At 60.2% G+C, this 23,141-nt stretch carries 20 protein-coding genes and 2 pseudogenes; 16 read left to right on the forward strand and 6 right to left on the reverse strand.

Annotated elements, in window-relative coordinates:
* A partial coding sequence (locus G9X64_RS12060) for a type II toxin-antitoxin system RelE/ParE family toxin (RefSeq protein WP_171376612.1) occupies window positions 1-293 on the forward strand: 293 nt, incomplete at its 5' end.
* A 146-nt stretch (window positions 294-439) separates the two neighbouring features.
* On the opposite strand, the gene G9X64_RS12065 is transcribed toward G9X64_RS12060, so the two are convergent.
* A complete protein-coding gene (locus G9X64_RS12065) occupies window positions 440-1,321 on the reverse strand; it encodes an AraC family transcriptional regulator (RefSeq protein ID WP_171376613.1) in 882 nt (293 codons plus the stop codon).
* Between the two features lie 136 nt (window positions 1,322-1,457).
* Here G9X64_RS12065 and G9X64_RS12070 point away from each other — a divergent pair, with 136 nt between their 5' ends.
* The 6 genes and pseudogenes from G9X64_RS12070 to G9X64_RS12095 form a co-directional block, all read left to right on the forward strand.
* On the forward strand, window positions 1,458-2,201 hold the full coding sequence (locus tag G9X64_RS12070; protein ID WP_171376614.1) for an SDR family NAD(P)-dependent oxidoreductase: 744 nt from the start codon (window positions 1,458-1,460) through the stop codon (window positions 2,199-2,201).
* A gap of 14 nt (window positions 2,202-2,215) precedes the next feature.
* Window positions 2,216-2,611: a VOC family protein gene (locus tag G9X64_RS12075; protein ID WP_171376615.1), complete on the forward strand. Its 396-nt coding sequence runs from the start codon at window positions 2,216-2,218 to the stop codon at window positions 2,609-2,611.
* Between the two features lies 1 nt (window position 2,612).
* Entirely contained in the window at window positions 2,613-3,593 is a 981-nt protein-coding gene (locus G9X64_RS12080; protein ID WP_171376616.1) for a saccharopine dehydrogenase family protein, read from the forward strand.
* 10 nt (window positions 3,594-3,603) lie between these two features.
* Entirely contained in the window at window positions 3,604-3,930 is a 327-nt protein-coding gene (locus G9X64_RS12085; RefSeq protein ID WP_171376617.1) for a nuclear transport factor 2 family protein, read from the forward strand.
* A gap of 103 nt (window positions 3,931-4,033) precedes the next feature.
* Entirely contained in the window at window positions 4,034-4,504 is a 471-nt protein-coding gene (locus G9X64_RS12090) for a nuclear transport factor 2 family protein (protein ID WP_171376618.1), read from the forward strand.
* Between the two features lie 264 nt (window positions 4,505-4,768).
* A pseudogene (locus G9X64_RS12095) lies at window positions 4,769-5,017 on the forward strand (aminotransferase class III-fold pyridoxal phosphate-dependent enzyme); the annotation flags it as partial.
* A gap of 52 nt (window positions 5,018-5,069) precedes the next feature.
* Here G9X64_RS12095 and G9X64_RS12100 read toward each other — a convergent pair.
* The 4 genes from G9X64_RS12100 to G9X64_RS12115 are packed head-to-tail and all read right to left on the reverse strand — an operon-like array spanning window position 5,070 to window position 9,111.
* Window positions 5,070-5,846 (reverse strand): ABC transporter ATP-binding protein, encoded by a 777-nt coding sequence (locus G9X64_RS12100; RefSeq protein WP_171376619.1) that lies wholly within the window; start codon window positions 5,844-5,846, stop codon window positions 5,070-5,072.
* Window positions 5,843-6,925 (reverse strand): FecCD family ABC transporter permease, encoded by a 1,083-nt coding sequence (locus G9X64_RS12105; protein WP_171376620.1) that lies wholly within the window; start codon window positions 6,923-6,925, stop codon window positions 5,843-5,845. The genes G9X64_RS12100 and G9X64_RS12105 overlap by 4 nt, the downstream gene beginning before the upstream one ends.
* Window positions 6,926-6,930: 5 nt before the next feature.
* The gene (locus G9X64_RS12110; protein WP_171376621.1) at window positions 6,931-7,884 is read right to left on the reverse strand and encodes an extracellular solute-binding protein; all 954 of its coding nucleotides are present in this window, start codon (window positions 7,882-7,884) and stop codon (window positions 6,931-6,933) included.
* An 18-nt stretch (window positions 7,885-7,902) separates the two neighbouring features.
* Complete coding sequence (locus tag G9X64_RS12115; RefSeq protein WP_281360202.1) at window positions 7,903-9,111, reverse strand: ABC transporter substrate-binding protein; 1,209 nt, start codon at window positions 9,109-9,111, stop codon at window positions 7,903-7,905.
* A 2-nt stretch (window positions 9,112-9,113) separates the two neighbouring features.
* On the opposite strand from G9X64_RS12115, the pseudogene G9X64_RS36540 reads away from it, so the two are divergent.
* A pseudogene (locus G9X64_RS36540) lies at window positions 9,114-9,626 on the forward strand (methyl-accepting chemotaxis protein); the annotation flags it as partial.
* Window positions 9,627-10,276: 650 nt separating this feature from the next.
* Here the strand turns inward: G9X64_RS36540 and G9X64_RS12125 are convergent.
* Complete coding sequence (locus G9X64_RS12125; RefSeq protein WP_171376623.1) at window positions 10,277-11,311, reverse strand: LacI family DNA-binding transcriptional regulator; 1,035 nt, start codon at window positions 11,309-11,311, stop codon at window positions 10,277-10,279.
* A 503-nt stretch (window positions 11,312-11,814) separates the two neighbouring features.
* Here G9X64_RS12125 and G9X64_RS12130 point away from each other — a divergent pair.
* The 8 genes from G9X64_RS12130 to G9X64_RS12165 all read left to right on the forward strand — a co-directional run bounded on the left by G9X64_RS12130 (window position 11,815) and on the right by G9X64_RS12165 (window position 23,109).
* Window positions 11,815-12,927 (forward strand): mandelate racemase/muconate lactonizing enzyme family protein, encoded by a 1,113-nt coding sequence (locus tag G9X64_RS12130; protein ID WP_171376624.1) that lies wholly within the window; start codon window positions 11,815-11,817, stop codon window positions 12,925-12,927.
* 25 nt (window positions 12,928-12,952) lie between these two features.
* On the forward strand, window positions 12,953-14,551 hold the full coding sequence (locus G9X64_RS12135) for an ABC transporter substrate-binding protein (protein ID WP_171376625.1): 1,599 nt from the start codon (window positions 12,953-12,955) through the stop codon (window positions 14,549-14,551).
* Window positions 14,552-14,797: 246 nt separating this feature from the next.
* Entirely contained in the window at window positions 14,798-16,414 is a 1,617-nt protein-coding gene (locus G9X64_RS12140; RefSeq protein ID WP_171376626.1) for an ABC transporter substrate-binding protein, read from the forward strand.
* Window positions 16,415-16,607: 193 nt separating this feature from the next.
* Window positions 16,608-19,175: a hypothetical protein gene (locus G9X64_RS12145; RefSeq protein ID WP_171376627.1), complete on the forward strand. Its 2,568-nt coding sequence runs from the start codon at window positions 16,608-16,610 to the stop codon at window positions 19,173-19,175.
* Window positions 19,176-19,290: 115 nt separating this feature from the next.
* Window positions 19,291-20,226: an ABC transporter permease gene (locus G9X64_RS12150; RefSeq protein ID WP_094087945.1), complete on the forward strand. Its 936-nt coding sequence runs from the start codon at window positions 19,291-19,293 to the stop codon at window positions 20,224-20,226.
* The gene (locus G9X64_RS12155; RefSeq protein WP_171376628.1) at window positions 20,226-21,110 is read left to right on the forward strand and encodes an ABC transporter permease; all 885 of its coding nucleotides are present in this window, start codon (window positions 20,226-20,228) and stop codon (window positions 21,108-21,110) included. Before G9X64_RS12150 ends, G9X64_RS12155 begins: the two co-directional genes overlap by 1 nt.
* Complete coding sequence (locus G9X64_RS12160) at window positions 21,107-22,114, forward strand: ABC transporter ATP-binding protein (protein ID WP_171376629.1); 1,008 nt, start codon at window positions 21,107-21,109, stop codon at window positions 22,112-22,114. The genes G9X64_RS12155 and G9X64_RS12160 overlap by 4 nt, the downstream gene beginning before the upstream one ends.
* Window positions 22,114-23,109: an ABC transporter ATP-binding protein gene (locus G9X64_RS12165; RefSeq protein ID WP_130794883.1), complete on the forward strand. Its 996-nt coding sequence runs from the start codon at window positions 22,114-22,116 to the stop codon at window positions 23,107-23,109. The genes G9X64_RS12160 and G9X64_RS12165 overlap by 1 nt, the downstream gene beginning before the upstream one ends.
* Window positions 23,110-23,141 lie beyond the last annotated feature (32 nt).

Consider the following 23,141-nt stretch of genomic DNA (forward strand, 5'->3'; position numbering starts at 1 on the left):
CCGCGGAGGCGGAATCGGATCTACGTTCGGTAATCCGCTATACACGTGCGCAATGGGGTGCTGCCCAGGTACGCCGCTACGTCTCGGGTTTGGAGCGAGGTATCGCAAACCTTGCCGAGGGCAAAGGTCCTTTCAAGGATATGAGCGCGCTTTATCCGGAGTTACGAATGGCGCGATGCCAACACCACTACGTCTTTTGTCTGCCTCGAGAGGATGCGCCCGCCCTCATCGTGGCGATTCTTCATGAACGAATGGATCTCATGAAGCGTTTGGTTGATCGTCTGAACGAATGATGTTTGGACGGAGGCGAGATTACCTGAGCGCAAGACCGACAAATCGTTGTTATCGCGTGGTCAAAAAGGGGGGTCGCCAGTTCTGATCCCTTCAAGAGCAAACCGAGATGCTTTCTGCGCCGGAAAGTGATGTGGGTCGCGCGAGGTTATGCGGCTTGGCCCTTCAACCGCACAACATCCTTCGATGGTGGGAGCCCGAACTGCCGCGCATATTCCCGGCTGAACTGATTGGGGCTTTCATATCCGACGCCGAAGGCCACGGATGTCGCGTTTCCTTCTCCGGCCATGAGGAGCGTCCGGGCGTGCAGCAGGCGGACCTGCTTCTGAAACTGAATTGGGCTAAGCGCTGTCACCGCCTTGAAATGGCGATGGAAGGCCGAAACGCTCAACGCCGCCATTTCCGCGAGCGCTTCGACCCGGAGTGGTTTTGCGAAGTTTTCTCGTATCCACTGGATCGCCACACCGATCCGCGACAGCGCCGCGTCGGGAGCGGCGATGTCGCGCAGCATCCAGCCCAGCGGCCCCTGCAACACGCGAAACAAAATCTCCCGCTCATAGGCGGGTGCAAGCACCGCGATCTCGTCCGGCCTCGCCATCAGACGTAGCATGCGAACCCAGGCATCGAGAAACTCCTCGTTGACCGGGGCGATCGAGAAGCCGGAGCCGAACAGCTTGCTGCAGACCGGAACGGGCAGGTCGCTGATCAGTGCCGCGACCGTCGGCGGGTCCAGCGTCAGGCTGACGGCGAGATATGGCTCTCCTGCGGGAGAGGGATGCACCGCACCGACCGCCGGCAGATCGACCGACATGACGAAGTAGGTGGCCGGATCGTACGCGAATGTCCGATCGCCGACAGTCATCGTCTTCGCCCCGGTCAGGATCAGGTTGATCATCGGCTCGTAGACGGCAGAAAGCCTGTGTTCCGGGATCTCGCCCTGCACCATGGCGACGCGCGGGATGCCCGTGTCTGTCCGACGGTTTTCCGCCGAAGACGCCAGAGCGCGCAATTCCTGAAGTTGCTTTTTCATGACGGCGACCCTGACAGGCTGGAGAGATCTCCGCAAGCGGGAAGCAGAAATAGGCAAGTTTCTGAGAGGAATGGGTGAGCGCCGCGTGTGATGCCGGCCTAGCGTCAGATCATGCAAGACACGGAAGGAATGGCCCATGAAGATCGTCATCATCACCGGCAGCAGCCGCGGCCTCGGCGCAAGCGCCGCCATCGAATGCGCCCGCAAAGGCATGGGCGTCATCGTCACCTACAACAGCAGTCCCGACAAGGCCGAAGGAGTGGTGAAAGAGATCACCCAGGGCGGTGGGAAGGCCGTGCCGCTGAAGCTTGACGTAGGCGACACCGGTTCGTTCGTTGCATTCCGCGATGCCGTTGCGGCGCAACTACAGTCCGTCTTCGGCCGTCGCGACTTTGACTATCTCGTCAACAACGCCGGATACGGACTGTTCAATACGATCGCCACCGTGACCGAAAACCAGTTCGATGGATTGTTCAACGTCCACCTCAAAGGCCCGTTCTTCCTCACCCAGACCCAGCTGCCGCTGATCGCGGACAATGGCCAGATCATCAACATCACCAGCGCCACCACGCGCGTGGCGACATCAGGGGTCGCTCCTTACGCTGCCTTCAAGGGTGGTCTCGAAGTGCTGACCCGCTACATGGCCAAGGAGTTCGGCGAGCGCGGCATCCGGGCGAACTCGATCGCACCCGGCGCAATCCGCACGGAACTGGGCGGCGGGCTGAGCGACGACTTCGAGGCGATGCTTGCCGGACAAACGGCACTTGGCCGTGTCGGCGAACCGGAGGAGATCGGTGGCGTCGTTGTCAGTCTGCTGTCCAACGAGAACCGCTGGATCAACGCCCAGAACATCGAAGTCGCGGGCGGCTACATCATCTGAACAAGGAGAGCGCCATGCTCGATCACGTCTTCATATCCGTCAGCGACATCGGCCGATCGGTCGCCTTCTACGAAGAGGCGCTTGCCCCGATCGGGATCGTTCACGCGCATGACTACGACGGAAAAGATGGCCCTCCCGGTCATCCTGACCTGAAGGGGTTCGGCGCAAACGGCCGGGTGTTCTTCTGGCTTCGGGAGGGGATTGTCGAAGGTCGCGCGGCTGATGTTGGCTTTGTCGCGAACGACGCCTCCCAGGTCGATGCCGCGTTCGCCGCGGCGATGGCTGTGGGCGCCTCGCAAATCCATCCGCCTGGTCCGCAGCTTCACTACGACCCTCGCTACTACGCCGCGCAGGTGCGCGACCCCGACGGCTACAGCCTCGAATTCGTCTACAAGGAATGGCAGCACTGACATGACCAAACTGATGATCTACGGCGCGACCGGCTACACCGGCCGCATGGCGGCCGAGCACGCAATTGCGGCTGGAACGCCGATTGTCCTTGGCGGACGCAGCGAAGCGACCCTGGCGAAGCTCGCCTCGAAACTCGGAGTGGAGTATCGCGCGTTCGGTCTCGACGACGACGCGGCGATCGGCACGGGCCTCGCCGGCATCTCCGTTCTGCTGAACTGCGCGGGTCCGTTCATGCGCACTGCTGATGCGCTGATGAAGGCGTCGATCCGCAATGGCGTGCACTATCTCGACACTGCCGCAGAACTCGACAGCTACCGCTTGGCCGAAGCGCTCGGTGACGAGGCCAAGGCAGCGGGAGTCATGCTGATGCCGGGCGGAGGTGGCAGCGTCGCCATGCTCGGCAGCCTTGCCGGCCACGGTGTCGAGCGTGTCTCGAAGCCCCGCAAGATCAGAATCGTGCTGCATGTCGCCGGCGGTCTGTCACGCGGATCGGCGATCAGCGCTACGGAGAACCTGACGGTAGAGACCTTGAAGCGGGTGCATGGCGCATTGACCCCGGCGGAGGCTGACGTTCAGGCGTTCGACTTCGGCAGAGGCGCCGTCGATTGCTTCCGGGTGACGCTTCCCGACCTGATCACGATTTGGCGGGCAACCGGCGTTCCCGACATCGAGACTTTCGTGCATGTGACCGGCGACGGGTTCCCGCAAGGCGACCTCTCGTTGCTGCCGGACGGGCCGAGCGAGGAAGAACGGCTGACGAACCGCTACCAGGCGCTGGTCGAGGTCACGGACGCGCAGGGGCAGATCGTCCGATCACTTCTCGATACGGTCAACGGCTACACCTTCACAGCCATGGCCGCGGTCGAGGCCGGGCGCCGTATTCTGGCAGGTGAAGCGTGCCCCGGCTTCCAGACCCCGGCTGGCCTGTTCGGAAACGGTTTTGCGAAAACCATCGCCGACACCACGATCATCGATCTCTGAGGACGTCGCCATGCAGAAGATCGTTGAAACCTTCATCCGCGCCGCTAATGCCTTCGACGTCGATGGTGCGCTGTCCCTGTTCTCTTCGGATGCCGTCATCGATGACGTTTCGGTGGGCGACGCCTTCGTCGGCCGGGATGGTGTTCGCGATTACCTCGAACGGTTCTTCGTTGGCTACCACACGAAGAGCGAGCTGTTGTCGCTTGATAGACTCGACGACTTCAACGCCGCCATCCGCCTCGATTTCAAGGGCGATTTCGGCCACGAGATCGGCGTCCTCAAGATCACCGTCAACGCACAAGGCTTGATCGAACGCATCGACGCCGACCTCGAATAGCATCCTTACCACCAACCCATCGATCACGCCCATCGGCGCCCCCGGCGCAGATGCCGGGAAGGCTTGCACTTCGTGAGCCTCCAGCATGACAAGGAGAACCTTCATGACCACAACACCATCGTTCGCACAGGCCGCCGCAGACCGTCTCGCCGTCGTCGAAGCCCTCTATCGCTTCACCGCCGGGATCGATCTTCGCGATAGCAACTTGCTCGCATCGTCGCTGGCGGAAAACGCGGTCTCCGACTTCCGGCCGGCCGCGGCGAAGGCAGGATTCGATTATCCGGTCATTGAGGGCAGGGATGTCATCGTGTCCGCCCTGACGGCATCGCTCGCTACGTTGGACACGACGCATTCCGTTAGCAATCCGCGAGTGGCTATCGATGGCGACACCGCTCGCATGGACGTCCTCGTTGAAGCCCAGCACGTGCCGCGCAGCGATCCATCGCGTCACTATCTGATGAAGAACCGCTACGACGTCAAACTGGTAAGAAACGGCGACGCCTGGGTCATCACGCACAACACCGTCGACAATGTATGGCGCTCAGGCGATCCCGCCGTCCTCTCCGTCGTATAAACGACGTAGGCAAAAGCCTTGGATGGCGGCGGGACAACCTTCCCGCCGCCTTTGCTGTTCTGACCTGTGCCTGACCGCCGTCGGCGAAGATTTCGGCTCCGTTGGCAAAGCTTGAATCGTCAGGAGCGAGGAACAGCCCCCTTGGCGATTTCCTACCGGGTCGCTGGTTCGATTCCTTTCAAGGCGTAGGCACAGACTTCGGCGTCGCCGAACGACGTGTGCGGTGTCCTAATTTCCAGTTTGATGCTCACTGAACGGCCGGAGGTCATCCTGCCGCCCAAGGGCTATCTCGAAAAGCTCCGGGCAACAGCCACCAAACATGGCATCCTTTTGATTTTGACGAAGTCATCGCCGGCTTTGGCCGTCTTGGCATGCCGTTCGGGACGGATTATTTCGGCGTCGTGCCGGATCCCGCCACCACTGCCAAGGGCAGGGCTTCAGAACGCGATCGAGTTTTTTCACGGCAATACCTATTCCGGCCATCCCGTCGCCGGTGCCGCCGGTCTCTCGACCGCAGCGACGACACCTCGAAGTGAAAAGCACAAATCTCGTTGTACGATCGAGATCAACCCAGCGCTCTGTCAGCCAGGACAAATGGGATGCCTCTTGAGCAGGTCTCAACCCGTGATGAGACCCCGTATGCTTGCGCGATGACGTCCGGCGTAATCACGTTGGCTGCCGGACCGCTGGCGATGATCTCGCCGCGATCGAGGACCGCAAGCTGATCGCATGTCCGGATCGCCAGATTGATGTCGTGAATCGCAATCACTCCCACGGCGCCGGTCTGCTCGAGCATGCGTCGTACCGCCGAAATAACCGAAAGTTGCCAGCGAAGGTCGAGGGCACTCGTTGGTTCATCGAGCAGAAGCAGTTTTGGCCTGCGGACGAGCACCTGTGCCAGGCCGACCATCTGGCGCTGCCCGCCGGACAAATGGCTCATGCGCTCTAGAGCGAGATGCCCTATTCCGAGATCGTCGAACGTGCTTTCGATTGCGTCCTCGACAGCGTCCGTCTGGAAATTGGGCTGGACAGCTCTGCATGCCGCCATGACTGCCTCGTAAGCAACAAGGGAGGTCGTTCCCGGCAAGGATTGCGGCAGATAGCCGACGAGGGTCGCACGTTTCGCGTGAGACAAGAGATTTAGATCTTCATCATCCAATCTGATTCGGCCCGAGCTCCGGCCCTGTCCAGCGATTGCCCGTAACAGAGTTGATTTGCCGGAGGCATTTGGACCGAGCAACCCCAGTAACGTGCCCGGCGGGACAGCGGGAAGAGACAGATCGCGGATGACTTGCCGCTTGGAATATCCCGCCGAGAGATGGCGGACGATAAGACCACTCATATGCGCCGGTCCCTGGTCATCAGCAGCGAGAGAAACAGTGGGACGCCGACGATCGACGTTACAATACCAACAGGGATGATCAAGCCAGGTATGATCGTCTTTGAAGCGACTGACGCCAAGGAAAGAATGAGAGCGCCCGCCAACGCCGCGCCCGGAAGGAAAAAGCGATGATCCTCGCCGAGAAGCAGCCGGGCGATGTGCGGCCCGACCAATCCGACGAAGCCAATTGTGCCGACAAACGAGACCGCAACAGCCGCAAGAAGGCTGGCGCGCAACATGACGTTTCGTCTGAGCCGGTTGGTATCGATACCCAGGCTTTCAGCCTGTGCATCACCGGCCCGAAGCGCAGTCAGCTTCCACACATTGCGCAGCGAGATCGGAAAGGCGATGACGAGTACGGCCGCAACAATTGCAATCTTTGGCCAGGTCGAGCGGGAGAAGCTGCCCATGCCCCAGAAAACGATCTGCTGCAGCGTGTCCGCATCGGCCACGAACTGCAACAGGGCGACGATGGAGTTGATAGCAAACACCAGCGCTATCCCGAACAGCACGACGCTATCGGCGCCGTTGGTACGGGTCTGCGCCAGAACATGAATGAGCATCGCTGCCATTGCCGCGCAGGCAAACGCGCTTGCCGGCATGATGACTTCCTGTGGAAGACCCGTTGACGGGAGACCGAATACCAGGACAAGCGAAGCGCCAAGCGTCGCTGCAGCTGAAACGCCCAGAGTGAAGGGGCTGGCAAGGGCGTTGTTCAGCACGGTTTGCATTTCTGCGCCTGCCAGTCCCAGGGACGCTCCGACCAGCACGGCCATGACGGCATAGGGCAGACGCACGTTGAGTAGAATATAACGGACTGGACCCGGCAGGCTGTCCGGGTCCAACAGACCATTGAGAATGGCAATCGGGGATAAGGCGGCGGGGCCGGTAAAAACGTCGAACGTGAAAGCGACAACAAGAAATAGCGAAAGCAGGCCGAGGATTGCTACACGGACACGCAAGAAAGCCGCGTAACGACGTGCCAAAGTGCCTTCAGATCGAACTGCGGGTTCGGAGTAGTTCGCGCTGGGGCTTTCCATGTCATCTAGTTCCACGGGATTGTCGCAGCGAGTTCCATGGCGCGAGCACTGTGGCGAGAGACAATGCCGAACGGCGTGGTATCGGGATGAAGCTCTCCGGCCTCCCGGATCAGGTCGTTTGGCGGAGCGTTTGGCGATACGGGATATTCATAACTTTTGTCAGCATAAATCCGCTGCCCTTTTTCGCCGGCCAGAAATTCAAGGAATGCAACGGCGAGCTCCGGATGGCGAGCGTGACGAGCGACCGCGGATCCAGTGATATTGACGGGGGTGCGGCCGTTGGCAAATGTCGGGATGAAAGCTCTAAGGCTTTTCATCCACTCTTGCTGCTCTGGTCCGCCCAGTCCGGAGCGCATCTCTCCGTAGTAGTATGAATTTGCGATCCCAATCTCGGCGCTCTTGTCTGCGATCGCGCATGCAACGTTCCGGTCGCCACCCATTCTGAGGGGGCGATTGGCAGCAATTCCCTTCATCCAGTCCTCGGTTGCGCCATCGCCGTGTTCCGCTAGATAGGCTGCGATCAGCGCCGTGTTGAACATGTGATCGGCCGAACGGATGATCAGGCGGTCCTTCCATTCGCCTGCTGCAAGATCGCCGTAAGTATAGGTGCTCTTGTCCAAGGCTTTCGCTGCGAAGATCAATCGAGCGCGCATTGACTGGGCGAACCAGAGCCCCTGCGGATCGCGTAAGTGCTCTGGTACCAGCCGTTCAAGACAGTCCGATCTGACAGGTTGTACGAGGCTGAGCCGCGCCAACGTCATCAGCCGACGGAAATCCAGGGTGACAACGACATCGGCAAGGCAGTCCGTGCCTTCCGCCAGCATGCGCGGATGCGCATCCGACTTGATGTCTGTGATGTCCACCGCGACGCCGGTTTCCTCCGCGAAACCATCCGCAATAAGCTGCGTAAACTCCCGGTGCCGGGTGGAATAAATGTGCAGTCTGGAAGCTGATGTCACGGTAATGCTTTCACAAAATTACGTCTCGGGGGTAAGCGCGACGCTGTATACTCCATCCTGCGGCAATAACGGATACCGCTTGCGGAAGCCGCTCAGTGTTCGCTCTGCATCGAATTCGCCCTTCAGGCCGGGATTGAGCCAGCCCGCCAAAGCTTCCAGCGCGACGAGGTGCAACGGCGTCTCGTTGAGGCCATGCCACAGGGCGTACACGCGTTTGTTGCGGACCGCCGACATCTGGGCAAGCCCTTGGTCCGACACGATCCGTGCCAAGCTCTCCCGGGCGCGGCTTTCGTCGACATTCGCGCCTATAACGATGCCGCCGGCACCCTCGCCACGAAGCCCGCCCGTCGCTATATAGACGTCGGGTTGACGGGTCAAAATATATTCGAGGCTGAGCGGCCCGACCGCCTTTTTCAACACATCCCCAGCGATGCTGTGACCGCCGACCATCTCCGCCAGATCCGCGAAACTGCCTTTTCCAATGCTGGCGCAGCACGGCATCACGCCGGCGTGGCTGTGGAAGAGAACATTCACCGGGTTCACCGGTTTGCCAGCAAAAGGTGACACGATGCGCTTCAAGGTGTCCTGATAGAATGAGATCGTCTCATCTCCCCTCGACTGCTGGCCAAGGAGTTGGCTCAAGATCCGCAGGCTGGGCACGGTGTCGTTCAGCGGGTCCTGCGCGAAATCAATCACGGCTACAGTCAGCCCCGAACCTGTCAAGGTATCGATAAAAGCGGTACTCCCATCGGTGTTGACAGGCCCGGCTGCAAACCGGCTGATCAGCACCAGATCAGGCTGAAGCATCAGAAGGTTTTCGATTGCATAATCGCTGCCTACTCGGGCACCGATGACGGGGAGAGACTTTAACGCCGGGAAACGATCAATCCACGCTTTGGCCTCGTTTGGAAAGGTGCTGTTCAGATCATCAGCCCAGCCCACCAGCAAGCTTAGCGGGTCCGGATGCACCATGCTGATCATGCTCAGAAAACGCCCTTGACCAAGCACGACCCTGCGTGCCGGCCGCGCCAAGTAAACCTCACGGCCGAGCAGGTCACGAACAACGACCGGCGTCTGCGCCCTTACAAGGCTAGGCATAGTGAGCGCAAGACCGGTCCCCAGCAGCAGTAAGGCGTGGCGGGTGTTGAGCGACGATCTATCCAGGCCGGCGACAGCGAAGCCCTTGCCGGCATCACCGGCACGCGCTGCCTCAACGCCAGCGCTCAGGCGTTGCACAGGAAGTCCGCGAACCGGCGCAGCGGTCGGCCAATGCTGCACGTGAGATCAAAGCGCTGATCACCGCGTCCAAGCAGCAGGCCGGAGAGGGTGTTCAGCTGGTTGGAGAGACCGGTAAAGCGCTTGAGACGATCGTTACGGAAGTGCAGGAGATCAACTTGCACGTTGCCGCAGTCGTCGATGCCGCGCAGGAGCAATCGGCTGGGCTGCAGCAGATCAACACAGCCGTCAGCCAGATGGGCCAGGGTACGCAGAAGAATGCTGCCATGGTCGAAGAGACGACGGCGGCAAGTAACACGCTGGCCAGCGAAGTGACATTGCTCAATCAATTACTATCGCAGTTCAAGCTCGACCAGGCCAAACGTCCACGTCCCGCATCAATACGTCCAGCCCAATGGACGGACACTCCGGCGGCCTCTCCCGTTCGTGCTCTAGGACGGCGGATTGCCTCGGCGTTTCCAGGGAGCGCCGCTCGCGACACGTCCAAGGATGATTGGCAGGGGTTTGAGGACAACGTGACATTGCCGATGCACCCGATGAGATTGGTGGGGCAGGGAGGCGGGAGAGCATCCGCGGCGCTGGTGACTTTGCTTGTCTTCTGAGCCAACCAGCATCACACCCGTTACCTTTGAGGGCGCACCGAAGGAAAACCTAAGGACAATCTTCCTCTGACAAGTTCGAGTTGACGGACGGACTGCGCTCCAGACTTGATAAGATCGGCATGCCCTGCCTACAGCTTCCTTACTGGCACCATAGGACCACGGCACCGGAGCCGCTTAGTGAGATGATTTGGATTTTAGTTTCCCATGCCAAAGCTGATGCGCCGCATCGGCTTTACGACTTTGAAACCCTGCCGCTCTCATCTATGAGGTATCGACATCGACTTTTTGCTCATTACATTTGATAGCGCCGCGATCGCAGGCTGAGCTGGGAGGAGACACGAATTACGTCGGTTTTTTCGCGATGAAAAGAATGCACGCCTGATGGGCGGAGCCTTTTCTTCTCCTATGGCGCCGACGAGCGTAGATCAACCCTGCGATCATAAAACCGATAATAGTGTCACCACGAACAAACGCGATATCATCCAATGAACCAACAACGGCCTAGAGCGACGCTAAGCACGCTCGCGTACATCTCGGTATTTCCGTCACTACGGTCAGCCGGGCATTGCAGAGCAGCCATGATGGGCTGGGGCGGTCGATCCGCGTATAACAAGCTCGCCGGACAGGCGCTTGACGATAGGTGGCTTACCCGGCGCACAGGAGCCCTCTTCGACCATCTGGACAACGACCCGGACCATTTCATCGACCGGTTGGCGGAAGGTGGTGAGGTCATAGTGAGGCCAGCCGGCAATGGCGATATCGTCAAAGCCTGCAACGGCAATATCTTCGGGAACACGACGCCCGGCCTGTTCTTTCAGCGCGTCGATGCCGCCGATGGCAAGAATGTCGTTCGCGAAGAAGATCGCATCGGTCTTCGGCGCGTTCTCGACCACCTTCATCGCCGCTCGGCGACCAGCATGATAACTATATTCGCTGCCTTCGATCTGTGTCGAAAGAACCATGCCGAGTTCGGCAACACGGGTGATGAAGGCGTTCCGGCGTTCGCTGTTGGTGCTCGTATGGCTGAGACCGGCGACATAGGCGACGTGACGGCGTCCGAGCGCATGGAAATGATCGGCAACAGCCCGTGCGCCCTGGGCATTGTCGCAGGCCACGCAGCTCAGATCGACATCTTCGATGATCCTGTTGATCAGGATCGCCGCCCGGCCTTCCGTCGCCCAGAGGAGTGTCTGGGCGGAGAGGATCGTCGCCGAGATGACGATGACAGCGTCTACGTTGTAGCGGCGCAACGCCGAAAGCTGATCCTCGAGATTGGAGCCTCTGGCGATGTTGAAGAGTAGGCTCTGTTGCCCGATCTCCTGCAGTGCGCGTGAAAGCTTTTCGATGAGCGCCGGATAAAAGGGGTTCTGCATATCGGAGACGACGATGCCGATGATATTCGTCCTGCTCTTTGAAAGCATGCTGGCGATGGCATTCGGGTGGTAATCCATTTCGGCCGCGTGCTGCAGAATTTTTTCCCGCAGATCCGCGGCGATGCTGGCGCCTGGCGTGAAGGCGCGCGAAACGGCGGACTGACTGACGCCGATCATGCGAGCAAGCTCGCGCGCCGTGATAGGCTTGCGTTTCATACCGTCATCCGGCGATCCAGCCTGCGCAGTGTCATCTCTCCTGACCGCTTTCCTTCCGAGACCGTAAGTTGTCCGTTCTGATATTTCAACGGACCACGTCTCACCCATGATGTTGCATGCGCATTCATCTTTTTCAATGATTCAATCTAATGGTGAGGATGTGTAAAAAGCGGGGAAATGACGGACAAAAGTGCAAGAAAGTCTGTGAGATAGCGTGAATTTGAAGGCACCTTCCGCGCAGCCGTCAGTTTGATGTTAGTGATTCGCTTCACAAAGAGATATTTAAATTTTCTGTTGCATACGGATGCAAAATGCGTAATCTCCTCTCGAACGGCCCCGAGGAACGTATCTGTCCGCGGCTGTTGGGAGGATATCGCGAGGATAGATGTTGCGCGGAGGCGTGGCTCCGATCCCTTTCGCATGTCCTTCGCAAGGCGCGGCGTTAAAGCCGCCGGTAGTTGGCGCTCAGCCCGCTGCTGCATGCAAGAAGACAAGGAGTGAATGTGTCCAAGCCGACCGTCATAAAATCCGTGGAAGCTTTTCAAGTCAGCTGGGAAGCAAACGATGCGCCGGGACGGCGCACGGCGTTCATTCGTGTGGTGACCGAAGACGGCATCGTCGGCCACGGCGAGGCTTCACCAATGATGGGCGGCGAGCACTCCCTGGGTGTGATCAGAGATTTCGCCCCATCGCTAATCGGCTCCGATGCGCTCGATCATTCAATCCTCTACGACCGGCTTCTGCACAAATACGTCAAGCTCGGTCCGGAAGGTGCTGTAACCGGCGCACTCGCCGCGCTCGACATTGCTCTTTGGGACATCAAGGGTAAGTATTTCAACCTGCCGATCTACAAGCTGCTTGGCGGCGCGTGGCGAACCGAAATTCCTTTTTACGCCTCGATCGGAAACAATTTTGGCCGAACCGTCGAGGAGACTGTGCGGGTTGTCGAGGCGCGGCTAAAGGCCGAGACGCCGGCGGCCATCAAAATCCGCTGGGATGGGGATCGCACCCGTCAAGACTATGATATCCCCGGCGATATCGCCAAAGCACGGGCCGTGCGCGAGCTCGTCGGCGACGATTTCCCGCTCGCGTTCGACGCCAACAACCAATATTCGGTTGGCGGCGCGATCCGTGTCGGACGAGCGCTGGAAGACTTGGGCTATATCTGGTTCGAAGAGCCGGTACAGCATTACAATGTCCGGGCCATGGGTGAGGTGGCGCAACGACTGGATATCACCGTTTCGGCCGCCGAACAGTGCTACACAACCCAGGCTGTTGTCGACATGATCAATGCCGGCGTGCGCATGGTGCAGCCTGATATCATCAAGATGGGCGGCATCACCGGCCTCATGCAATGCGCCGCGATCTGCTCCGCGCACGGTGTCGAGCTGGTGCCGCACCAGACGCAGCCGACCATCGGCCATGCCGCCAACCTGCATGTGCTTGCGACCATCATGCATATGACGAAGCCGGCTGAATTTGCCGATCCGTCAACGCGTATGCATGTCGCCTTCGCCAATCCGCCGAAACCGTCAAACGGCAAGTTCACGGTGCCGTCCGGCCCCGGTCTCGGCCTTTCCGTCATCGATGCTGAACTTGACAGACGGCGCGTGTAACGCCGACCCCCGGGAGGAAAAGGAAATGAACCTGAAGAGACGCCAGTTTCTTGAAGTTGCGGTGGCTTCCACTGCGCTAACGATGATCGGCATTAAGGGCGCGCGCGCTGCCAGCGATCCCAGTGTAATCCGCATCGGCATCGCCGCCGGCGGACCGCGCACCAGCGACCCGAACCTGACGACCCAGGGCGGCGACAACTGGGCGACGGAGCAGATGTACGAGCAGCTCGTTCGTCCCGCTGACGGCACTTTCGCGACGGCTCCCGACCAGTACCTGCCGACGCTCGCCACCGAATGGAAGATGTCTCCGGACGCCAAGAGCTGGACTTTCAAGCTGCGCGAAGGCGTGCAGTTTCACAAGGGTTACGGCGAGATGACCGCCGATGATGTGGTCTTCTCGTACAAGCGGGCGATCGCCGGCGGCACCAACATGGCGATCCTTAGCAATATCGCCGACGTCGTCGCTGACGGCCCCTATAGTGTGACGGTCTCGCTGAAGACGGCCGATGTGAACTTGCTCGGCACGACCATCTTCTCCAACAACACCTCGATCGTTTCCAAGAAGGCCGTCGATGCGATTGGCGCTGAAAAATTCCAGACCGATGCCGTCGGCACCGGACCCTACGAGATGACACGTTTCGATCCCCAATGGGGGACCGCGATGAAGCGCCACGAAGCCTATTGGGGAGACAAGGCAAAGACGCCAAATGTCGAATGCGTCTATATGGCGGACACGACGTCGCGCACGCTTGCGCTTCTGTCCGGTGACGTCGACATGATCGAGGCTGTACGCGCGCCGGGGTGGGTGGATTCCATGTTGCAGCGTGATCCGACCCTGATCATCGACATGACATCGCCGGGCTCCTTCAACACGCTGCATGTCAACCTGAACCGCAAGCCTTTCGATAATCTGAAGGTGCGCCAGGCGCTGATGTATGCGATCGACCGGCATGCGATCGCCGACGCGCTGAAGCCGATGGGCGGTTTTACAGCCGGACTGCAGCCCGATTTCTTCCCGGCCGGGTTCAAGACCGAAGACCTGCCACCGGAACTGCAATACAAGCCGGATCCGGAGAAGGCGAAGGCGCTTTTGGCGGAGGCGGGATTCCCGGATGGTTTCGACTTCGACAGCAATTGCAGCCAGCGCGAGGATTATTCCTCGATCATGCTGATCGTGCAGGAGCAACTGCGCGCCGTGGGCATGCGGATGAACCTGAAGATCGGCGACCATACGGCCTATCACGCAGACAACAAGATGGACAAGAATACGCTTGCCCTGCATTCGTCGAGCTATCCCCCGATCCCGACGCAGCTCTATTTCCAGCAGCTTTCGGTGAAGTCCGAAGTGAAATCTGATAGTTCCGGTGGCCTGAACTACAGCCATTACGGTGTAGCGATACCCGGCATCGACGACATCCTGGACAAGGCGCTGCAGTCGACCGACTTCAACACCTATGTGGACAATTGCAAGAAGATCGAGCTTCAGGTCCTGCGCGACCTGCCGCTGATCGGCTTGGCGAGCCTGTCCTTCACGGTGGCGCGCAACGCTCGTCTCGACCTCGGCTACAAGGTGCAGAGCGGCTATGCACGCTGGCGGTTCCATCGTGCCGCGAAGACGGCGTAACGGCGATGAAATCGTTGTGGCAGCACGGAAAACGGCTGGCGGTTGGCTTTATCCGCCCTTTGAGTTTGCGGGCTGCCGCATCAATTTTTGCACAAGTGAAGTTCCAGTTTCACAAGAATAACTGCCTTGCCAAAACTTGACCAAGGGTAGGTGGTAGCGCTACCATATTTGGGCAATGTCCAGCCGTTCCGGATATTGGGAGCACGCTGGAATAGGCAAGGCGGCTCGATAAGGGAGGATCGAAGCATGGCGATTAGCAGACGCAGATTCATTGGAAATTCCGCCGCCGCGATGGTCGGCGCAGGCCTGATGACGACGCTGGGCACAAAGGCCTTCGCGCAAAGCCAGGATACGCTAAGGCTCGCTTTTGCCGCCCGCGGCGTGAGGACGATCGACCCGGCGAAATCGATCCAGGGCGCCGACGAATGGGCAATCATCCATATTCACGACCTGCTGGTGGAGCTGCCGCTCGGCCATTTCCCTGAAAACATCAGCGAGGTTCAGCCGAGCCTTGCCGAAAGCTGGACCATGTCCCCCGATGCAAAGGTTTGGACCTTCCAGCTTCGCAAGGGCGTCCAGTTCCACAAGGGCTATGGTGAGATGACCGCCGACGACGTGAAGTTCACGTTTGACCGGCTACGCGATAGCAAGGAGATCAGCGCCAACCGCGTCCTTTTCGACAACATCGCCGATGTGAAGACAGACGGGCCGTATAAGGTAACCTTCACGCTATCGCAGCCGGATCCGCTATTCCCGATCGGGCCGCTCAGCCACTATTCGGCCAGCGTCATTTCGGCCAAGGCTTACAAGGAAAAGGGCAAGGAAGCGATCGAGAAGGATCCGATCGGCACGGGGCCTTACCAGCTCGAAAGCGTCGAGAGCGACCCGTCTCAGGGCGTCAAGCTCAAGGCCAATGCGGATTATTTTGGCGGCGCGCCGAACATCCCGAACATGCAGGTCATGTATATCGCCGATACGACGGCGCGCACACTGGCCTTGCTTTCGGATGACGTCCACATGATCGAGGGCGTGCGCTCTCCGGGCTGGGTTCCCTCCATGCAGCAGCGCAATTCCGCGCTTCTCTTCGACGTCGCATCGCCTGGAAGCTTCTTCACCATCCAGATGAACCTGCAGGTAAAGCCCTTCGACGATATCCGTGTCCGCCATGCCGTCGCCTATCTCATCAACCGCGACGAAATCGCCGCTGCGATGTCGCCGGTCAGCCAGCGGACTTACGGCATCAATCCGCCCTCCTATCTGGGCGGCTTTACGAAGGACAGCATCCCCGAAGAAGTTCGCTACGACTACAATCCGGAGAAGGCCAAGCAGCTTCTCGGCGAAGCGGGCTTCCCGAACGGCTTCAGCTTCACGGCCGACACCTCTCAGCGCGAGGACTATTCCTCGGTGATGCTGATCATTCAGCAGCAGCTTCGCGCCGGCGGCATCGACATGAAGCTGAACATCAAGGACCACACGGCCTTTCATGCCGACCAGGGCAAGGGCACCAATACCATTTACCAGCGTTCGGCGGCCTATCCGCCGGTTCCGACTCAGGCGATCATCGAACAGCTGTCGGCCAATGCCGAGGTCAAGTCGGATGGATCAGGGGGCCCGAACTTCAGTCATTACGGCGTCGCGATCCCTGGCATTGACGATCTTCTCGGCAAAGCCATGGACGAGCCCGATCTCGGTAAGCGCATCAAGCTGGTGCAGGAGATCGAGGTGAAGTTCCTCAGCGACATGCCGCTGCTGCCGATCTCGGACAACGGCTATCTGGTCGTTCGTTCGCCTTCGGTCGATCTCGGCTACGAGCTGAAGTCGGGTTATGCGCATTGGCGCCTTACCAAGGCAAAGTTCGTTTGAGACGCGACTAGCGGTCATCCGCGCCTTTCATCCGCCGCTCTGAAAGATCCCCGGGGCTGTTTGTTCCGGGGGAGGGTGGTCGTGTCACTCCCGCTCGCGGCGGGGGCGAGGCTTTGCCCGAGGGTCAAGCCGGCTCGAATTGAACGGAGGCGCCAGGCCTCCATCAGGTCTAATCGCAAAGGATTTGCAGGCAATGACTTATGCATCGGTCACCATCGCCCTCCCGACAGGAGCATCAGATTCTGTCCGCTGGGCCGCCTCGGAATTGAGGGCGGTCCTGAAACGCCGCGGCGTTTCTTCGACCGAAGGCCGCGCGACCAACGGGGGCACGCTGGTCGAGGTGGTTAGGGGAAATGGTAGGCCGTCGCTGAAGTCGCCGGTCGAATTGCCGGAGAAGGAAGAGTCCTTTTCGCTCTATCGCGAGGGCGCGCATGTTGTCGCCTGGGGCCGCGATGATCGTGGTCTCGTCTTCGCTCTGACGGAGCTCGCCGACCGGGCCCGCTATGCGCAAGGCGAGGACGTTTTCGAGGGAACCTTTCCACTGGTTGAAAAGCCCTCGGCGGGCATCCGCAGCATGGCACGTCTCTTTTGCAGCGAGGAGGAGGACAAGGCCTGGTTCTACGACAAGCAGCAATGGCGCGACTATCTCACCATGCTCGCTTCGAACCGCTTCAACCGCTTCTCGCTGACGCTCGGCATGGGATACAACTACCCCTATCACAATCCGTGGATCACAGACGTCTACTTCTACTTCCCCTATCCCTTCCTCATGAAGGTGCCGGGCTTCGAGGTCGAGATCGTCGAGCTTTCCGAAGAGGAGCGCGACACCAATCTGGAGATGCTGAAGTTCATCGCCCGCGAGGCGGCGAAGCGCGGACTGGAATTCCAGCTCGCGCTATGGACCCAGCGGTATGACTTCGACGATGTGCCACGCGCCAACTACACCGTGGCGGGCGTGACCGACGCCAATCTGGCACCGTATTGCCGGGCGGCGCTGACGCAGCTGCTGACTGAGGTTCCGGAGATCACCGGTCTGACTTTCCGCGTCCATGTGGAAGGCGGCATTGCAGAAGGCGACTATGGCTTCTGGAAGGAAGCTTTTGCGGGTGTTGCCGCCGCCGGGCGGCCGATCGAGATCGACATGCACGGCAAGGGCCTCGACCACACGATGCTGCAGATTGCCCGCGAAACGGGCATGCCTTTCGCCGCTTCGCCCAAATATCTGGCCGAGCATATGGGGCTGCCCTATCACCAGTCCGCTATCCGCGACCGCGAATATCCGCCGGAAGTGGCGCGTAGCGAGCGCGAGAAGCTGAGCGAAGGTTCCCGCAAGTTCCTGCGCTACAGCTACGGCGACCTCCTGACCAAGGACAAGGACTACAAGGTCATCTACCGCATCTGGGCCGGCACGCAGCGCGTGCTCCTCTGGGGCGATCCCGATCTTGCCGCGGGTTACGGTCGCAGCTCGATGTTCGCCGGCTCCGATGGCGTGGAGTGGTGCGAGCCGCAAAGTTTCAAAGGCCGTATGGGCACCGGTATCCCCGGCGGCCGTTTCAATTACCAGAAACAAGGCATGGCGACGCGCTATGACTGGCAGAAATACGACTACCAGTACCGCGTCTGGGGCCGCCTGCTTTATTATCCGGAAGCCCCGCGCGATAGCTGGATGCGCTACCTCGCGCATGAATGCGGCGATGCGGCCGAATATTGCGAAAAGGGCCTGTCTTTTGCCGGCAAGGTGCTGCCGCTCGTCAGCCTCACCCACGGCCCCTCGGTCTCGAACAATCACTACTGGCCGGAGGTCTATACCAACCTGCCGCTGATCGAGGGTACGGGGCAGCGCGCTTATGGCTTCGACATGGACGGACCGGTTCGTTTCGGCAATGCGCCGACCTTCGATTCCGCCCTCTTCGTGACGGCGCGCGAATATGCGGAATTGCTCCTGGCCGGCAAGGCGTCGCACCGCTATACGCCGCTCGACATCGCCGACTGGCTGGAAGAGCTTGCAGAAGGCTGCGACCAGGCCGTGCTCGACGCCAAGAAGACGGCCAGCTTCGCGACCCCGGCCGTGCAGCGCATCGTTGTCGATGTCGAAATCTGCGGCGGCCTTGCGCGCTTCTTTGCCGAAAAGTTCCGGGCTGCCTGCTGGGCGGAACTCTTCGTCGCCACCAAGGTCTCATCGCTGGTGGAGCCGCTTCTCGATCACGCGCGCCGCTCCGTCATGGCCTGGGAACGGGTCGCCGACATCTCGCGCGATTTGTACCAGGACGATTTGACCTATGGGCCCCAATCCTGGCTACGCGGCTCGTGGCACATGCGTCTGCCGCAGATCCAGGCCGAGCTTCTCGATCTTGAATCGCTGCGCGGCGGCGGAAAGTATGAATCCGTCAAAGCCGACGAGACGGTTCAAGCGGCGATCGATGCCATCAAGGCACGTCGAGCCGTCGTCGCGGGCAGTCTGGAAGTCGAGGCGGCCGCATCCTTCAATGCCGGCGCCGGGTTCGATGTCCGCGTCAGCGGCGAAATGGACGATGAGCCGGTCCTGCACTATCGCCACGTCAACCAGGCCGAACGGTGGCAATCGACGAAGATGTCGCGAACCGGCGAAGGTTACGCGGCCTCAATTTCCGGCGACTACACCCAGTCCGTGTTCCACCTGCAATATTTTGTCAGCTCGAAGAAGAACGGACAGGCCGTGCTGACGCCTGGTCTCGATGGCAAGCTGGCCAACGAGCCATACTACACGGTCCTGCAAAGCTGAGGTTCGCGGCCAGGTGGCCGCGCCTTCACCTCTCCACGTCTACAGCCTGAAGCAGCAGACGTGGAGAAAACGAAATGACGCCGCCGATCGCGGCGGAAACGGAGGAGAGCTCTACATGGCCCGATACCTGTTGCTCAGGCTGGCTGATGCCATCCCGACGATACTGTTGGTGCTGACCCTGGTCTTCATTGCCATGCGCATCCTGCCGGGCGACCCGGCGATTGCGGCGCTCGGCGACATGGCGACGGCCGACCAGCTGGCTCTGTTCCGCGAAAAGATGGGCCTCAACGTGCCCCTCTGGCACCAATATATCAACTTCGTCATCGGGGTCTTCACGCTCGATCTTGGCAAGTCGCTGATGACGGGCCAGAGCGTCCTCGGCCTGATCGCCTACAATCTGCCCTATACGATCGAGCTTACAATCGTCGCCATGGTGATGGGTCTTGCCGTCGGCGTTCCCTTCGGCGTCTATGCCGCGACGAACCGCAACAAGACGCCGGACTCGGCCATGCGTGCCTTCTCGCTGGTCGGCTATGCCATACCGGACTTCTATCTCGGCGCGCTGCTTTTGATCGTCTTCTCGCTCAATCTCGGCTGGTTCCCGATCAACGGCGGCGGCACGGGTTTCGTCGATCGGATGCACCATGTCTTCCTGCCGGCACTCACGCTCGCCTTTGTCAAAGCCGCCTTCATGGGCCGCCTGACACGAACATCGCTGCTCGAGGTGCTCGGTCGCGACTACGTGCGTACCGCCCGTGCCAAGGGTGCACGCGAGACGCGCGTGATCTATCGCCACGGTTTGCGCAATGCCTTGCTGCCGCTGACGACAGGCATGGGACTGAGCATGCTGGCGACGCTCTCCGGCTCGGTTGCCATCGAATTGGTCTTCAACCGCCCAGGCATCGGCAAGCTTCTCATCAGCGCCATCGCCGAGCGCGACTATGCCGTGATCCAAGGCGGCGTGGTGGTCTTCGCCATGCTCGTGGTGCTGGTCAACCTGCTGATGGACCTCCTCTACATCGTTGTCGATCCGCGAATTCGGGTGAAGTGATGACTACGACATTTGAACCAACTCCCCCTGTCATTGCAGATGATCATCGTCTGGCGGATGCTATAAAATGGATTCTCTACGGCCGAATCTCCACAAGCTTTGCTCTTGTCATCGTTGTCTGCTTTATCTTCGTGGCGGTCTTTGCGCCGTGGCTGGCGCCCTACGACCCGCTGGCCCAAAGCATCCTCGCGATCAACAAGACGCCGTCCATGCAGCATTGGCTCGGCACCGACCAGTTCGGCCGCGACGTACTCTCTCGCATGATCTACGGTTCGCGAAATTCGCTGATCTTCGGCATCACCTCGCCGATCCTGGCGGCGATTTTTGGCACGATTCTCGGCGTCGTCGCGGGCTATTTCGGCGGTATTACAGACCGCATCATCTCGCGCGTCATCGACCTGCTTCTTGCCTTTCCGGAATTGCTGCTCGCAATCATCATCGCGGCCGTGCTCGGCGGCGGCTTCTGGAACATCATCACCGTTATCACCGTCGCCTTCATTCCGGGTTTTGCGCGCGTGGCACGCGCATCGACGCTCGCTGTCAAGCAGGAGCCCTATGTCGAGGCCGCGATCGCCGTCGGCGTGCGTACGCCGGTCATCATCTTCCGTCACATCATCCCAAATATTGCCGCGCCGATCGTCGTGCTGATGACGCTCTGGGTTGCCTCTGCCATCCGCCTCGAAGCCTCGCTTAGCTTTCTCGGCATCGGCACACAGCCCCCGAACCCGAGCTGGGGCAATATCATCCGTGATGGCCTCAACAACCTGTTCGGCTCCTCCTGGCCGGTCATCGGTGCGGGCATCGCCATCACCTGCGTCGTGCTAGCCTTCAACCTGCTGGGCGATGCCGTGCGGGACGTACTGGACCCGGAGACCGCCCAATGACTGCACCCTTGCTGAAAATCCAAAACCTGACGGTCGATTTCGGTCCCCCGGCCAACCCCATTCGCGTTGTCAACGGCGTCAGCCTGGAGGTCGAGGCTGGTGGCGCGGTCGGCATCGTCGGCGAATCCGGGTCGGGCAAGTCGGTCACCTCGCTTGCCATCATGCGCCTGCTGCCGGAGATCTGCCGGATTTCCGCCGGCAGCGTGGAGTTCAACGGCACCAATCTCCTGACGCTGCCTGCGCGCAGCATGCCGCAGATCCGCGGCCGCGACATCGCCATGATCTTCCAGGAGCCGATGAGCTCGCTCAATCCGGTCATGACGATCGGCGACCAGATTGGCGAAGCGATCAAGCTCCACGAAAACATGAGCCGGGAGCAGCGCCGCGCCCGCGTGATCGAGCTCCTGAAACTCGTCGGCATACCCGATGCGGAAGGTCGCCTCGGTGCCTATCCGCACCAGTTTTCAGGCGGCATGCGCCAACGGGTGATGATCGCCATGGCAATCGCGTGCAATCCGAAGCTGCTGATCGCCGATGAGCCGACCACCGCTCTCGACGTCACGATCCAGGCGCAGGTGCTCGACCTGATGCAGAAGATCCGCCGCACGCTGAACACCGCCGTGCTGCTGATCTCGCACGACCTAGGGGTCATTGCCGAGGTCTGCGACCGGGTAATCGTCATGTATGCCGGTCATGTCGTCGAAAACGGCGACGTCCGTTCGATCTTCGCCAATCCCAGCCATCCCTACACCCGGGGATTGCTGCGATCGATACCGCGCCTTAGCGACGAGGACGGCGGCCAACTCTACCAGATTCCTGGCTCGGTCCCGGCCGCCGGCTCGGTGAAAGTGGGGTGTCCCTTCTATACGCGCTGCCCACTTCGCGTCGAGAAATGCTCGCGCGAGATGCCGCCGATGTATTCCTTCGGCGCCTCGCACAAGGCCGCCTGCTGGGTCACCGGAGAAGCAGTGGCGCCCTTGCAAGCCATCGGGGAGAAAATGTGATGACGGCTATCCTACGCGCCGACAATATCCAGAAGGTCTTCTCGAGTGGCGGAGGTCTCTCATTCGGGCAGCTGAAGCAAGAGGTGAGGGCCGTTGACGACATCAGCCTGGAAGTGATGAAGGGCGAGACGTTGGCGCTCGTCGGCGAATCCGGCTGCGGAAAATCCACCTTCGGCCGCCTGCTGTTGCGGCTGATCGAGCCGAGCGCCGGACGTATCGTTTTCGACGGGATCGACCTGACCACGCTCTCGCATGAGAAGATGCGGGCGATGCGGCAGAAGCTGCAGATGATCTTTCAGGACCCCTATGGCTCGCTCAGCCCCCGCCGCAGCGTTGCCGATATCATCGGCGAGCCTCTCGATGCTTTCGGTCTTACCCGCTCCAAGCGGGAGAAGCGGGAGCGTGTCGCCGACCTCCTGAACCAGGTCGGTCTGTCACCGAGCGCCATGGACCGCTATCCGCGCCAGTTTTCCGGCGGCCAGCGCCAACGGATCGGCATTGCCCGGGCAATCTCGCTTGAACCAAGCTTCATCGTCGCCGATGAGCCGGTCTCCGCGCTCGACGTTTCCGTGCAGGCGCAGATCATCAACCTGATGCAGGATCTGCAGAAGAAGAAGGGCTTTTCCTTTCTCTTCATCGCCCATGATCTTGCCGTGGTGCGTCATATCGCCGATCGTGTCGCCGTCATGTATCTCGGCCGTATCGTCGAGATCGGCCCGAAGCGCTCCGTGTACAACGCTCCCCAGCATCCCTATACGCAGGCGTTGCTTTCGGCAGCTCCCGAGCCCGACCCGGATCGCAAGGCCAGCCGCATCGTGCTCCAAGGGGATGTGCCAAGCCCGACGCGCATCCCCGCGGGCTGCAGTTTCCACACCCGCTGTCCGATTGCACAGGATATCTGCAAGGTCGAGCGCCCACCGCTTCGCGAGGTCGCTGCCGCCCAGTTTGCCTCTTGCCATTTCGCCAAGCCCAAACCGATTCCGGTGCCGGCGTGAGACGGCGGATGCGCCGCTTGCCGTCGTTATTA

It is taken from the genome of Rhizobium sophorae (assembly GCF_013087515.1).
GTDB classification, from domain to species: domain Bacteria; phylum Pseudomonadota; class Alphaproteobacteria; order Rhizobiales; family Rhizobiaceae; genus Rhizobium; species Rhizobium sophorae.

What these genes read in the sequence shown, in the direction of transcription:
- G9X64_RS12150 (WP_094087945.1), top strand. Translation starts at nt 19,291, where the DNA reads ATGGCCCGATACCTGTTGCTCAGGCTGGCTGATGCCATCCCGACGATA.
- G9X64_RS12165 (WP_130794883.1), top strand. Translation starts at nt 22,114, where the DNA reads ATGACGGCTATCCTACGCGCCGACAATATCCAGAAGGTCTTCTCGAGT.
- G9X64_RS12155 (WP_171376628.1), top strand. Translation starts at nt 20,226, where the DNA reads ATGACTACGACATTTGAACCAACTCCCCCTGTCATTGCAGATGATCAT.
- G9X64_RS12125 (WP_171376623.1), bottom strand. Translation starts at nt 11,311, where the DNA reads ATGAAACGCAAGCCTATCACGGCGCGCGAGCTTGCTCGCATGATCGGC.
- G9X64_RS12085 (WP_171376617.1), top strand. Translation starts at nt 3,604, where the DNA reads ATGCAGAAGATCGTTGAAACCTTCATCCGCGCCGCTAATGCCTTCGAC.
- G9X64_RS12075 (WP_171376615.1), top strand. Translation starts at nt 2,216, where the DNA reads ATGCTCGATCACGTCTTCATATCCGTCAGCGACATCGGCCGATCGGTC.
- G9X64_RS12080 (WP_171376616.1), top strand. Translation starts at nt 2,613, where the DNA reads ATGACCAAACTGATGATCTACGGCGCGACCGGCTACACCGGCCGCATG.
- G9X64_RS12105 (WP_171376620.1), bottom strand. Translation starts at nt 6,925, where the DNA reads ATGGAAAGCCCCAGCGCGAACTACTCCGAACCCGCAGTTCGATCTGAA.
- G9X64_RS12100 (WP_171376619.1), bottom strand. Translation starts at nt 5,846, where the DNA reads ATGAGTGGTCTTATCGTCCGCCATCTCTCGGCGGGATATTCCAAGCGG.
- G9X64_RS12065 (WP_171376613.1), bottom strand. Translation starts at nt 1,321, where the DNA reads ATGAAAAAGCAACTTCAGGAATTGCGCGCTCTGGCGTCTTCGGCGGAA.
- G9X64_RS12135 (WP_171376625.1), top strand. Translation starts at nt 12,953, where the DNA reads ATGAACCTGAAGAGACGCCAGTTTCTTGAAGTTGCGGTGGCTTCCACT.
- G9X64_RS12160 (WP_171376629.1), top strand. Translation starts at nt 21,107, where the DNA reads ATGACTGCACCCTTGCTGAAAATCCAAAACCTGACGGTCGATTTCGGT.
- G9X64_RS12070 (WP_171376614.1), top strand. Translation starts at nt 1,458, where the DNA reads ATGAAGATCGTCATCATCACCGGCAGCAGCCGCGGCCTCGGCGCAAGC.
- G9X64_RS12145 (WP_171376627.1), top strand. Translation starts at nt 16,608, where the DNA reads ATGACTTATGCATCGGTCACCATCGCCCTCCCGACAGGAGCATCAGAT.
- G9X64_RS12090 (WP_171376618.1), top strand. Translation starts at nt 4,034, where the DNA reads ATGACCACAACACCATCGTTCGCACAGGCCGCCGCAGACCGTCTCGCC.
- G9X64_RS12140 (WP_171376626.1), top strand. Translation starts at nt 14,798, where the DNA reads ATGGCGATTAGCAGACGCAGATTCATTGGAAATTCCGCCGCCGCGATG.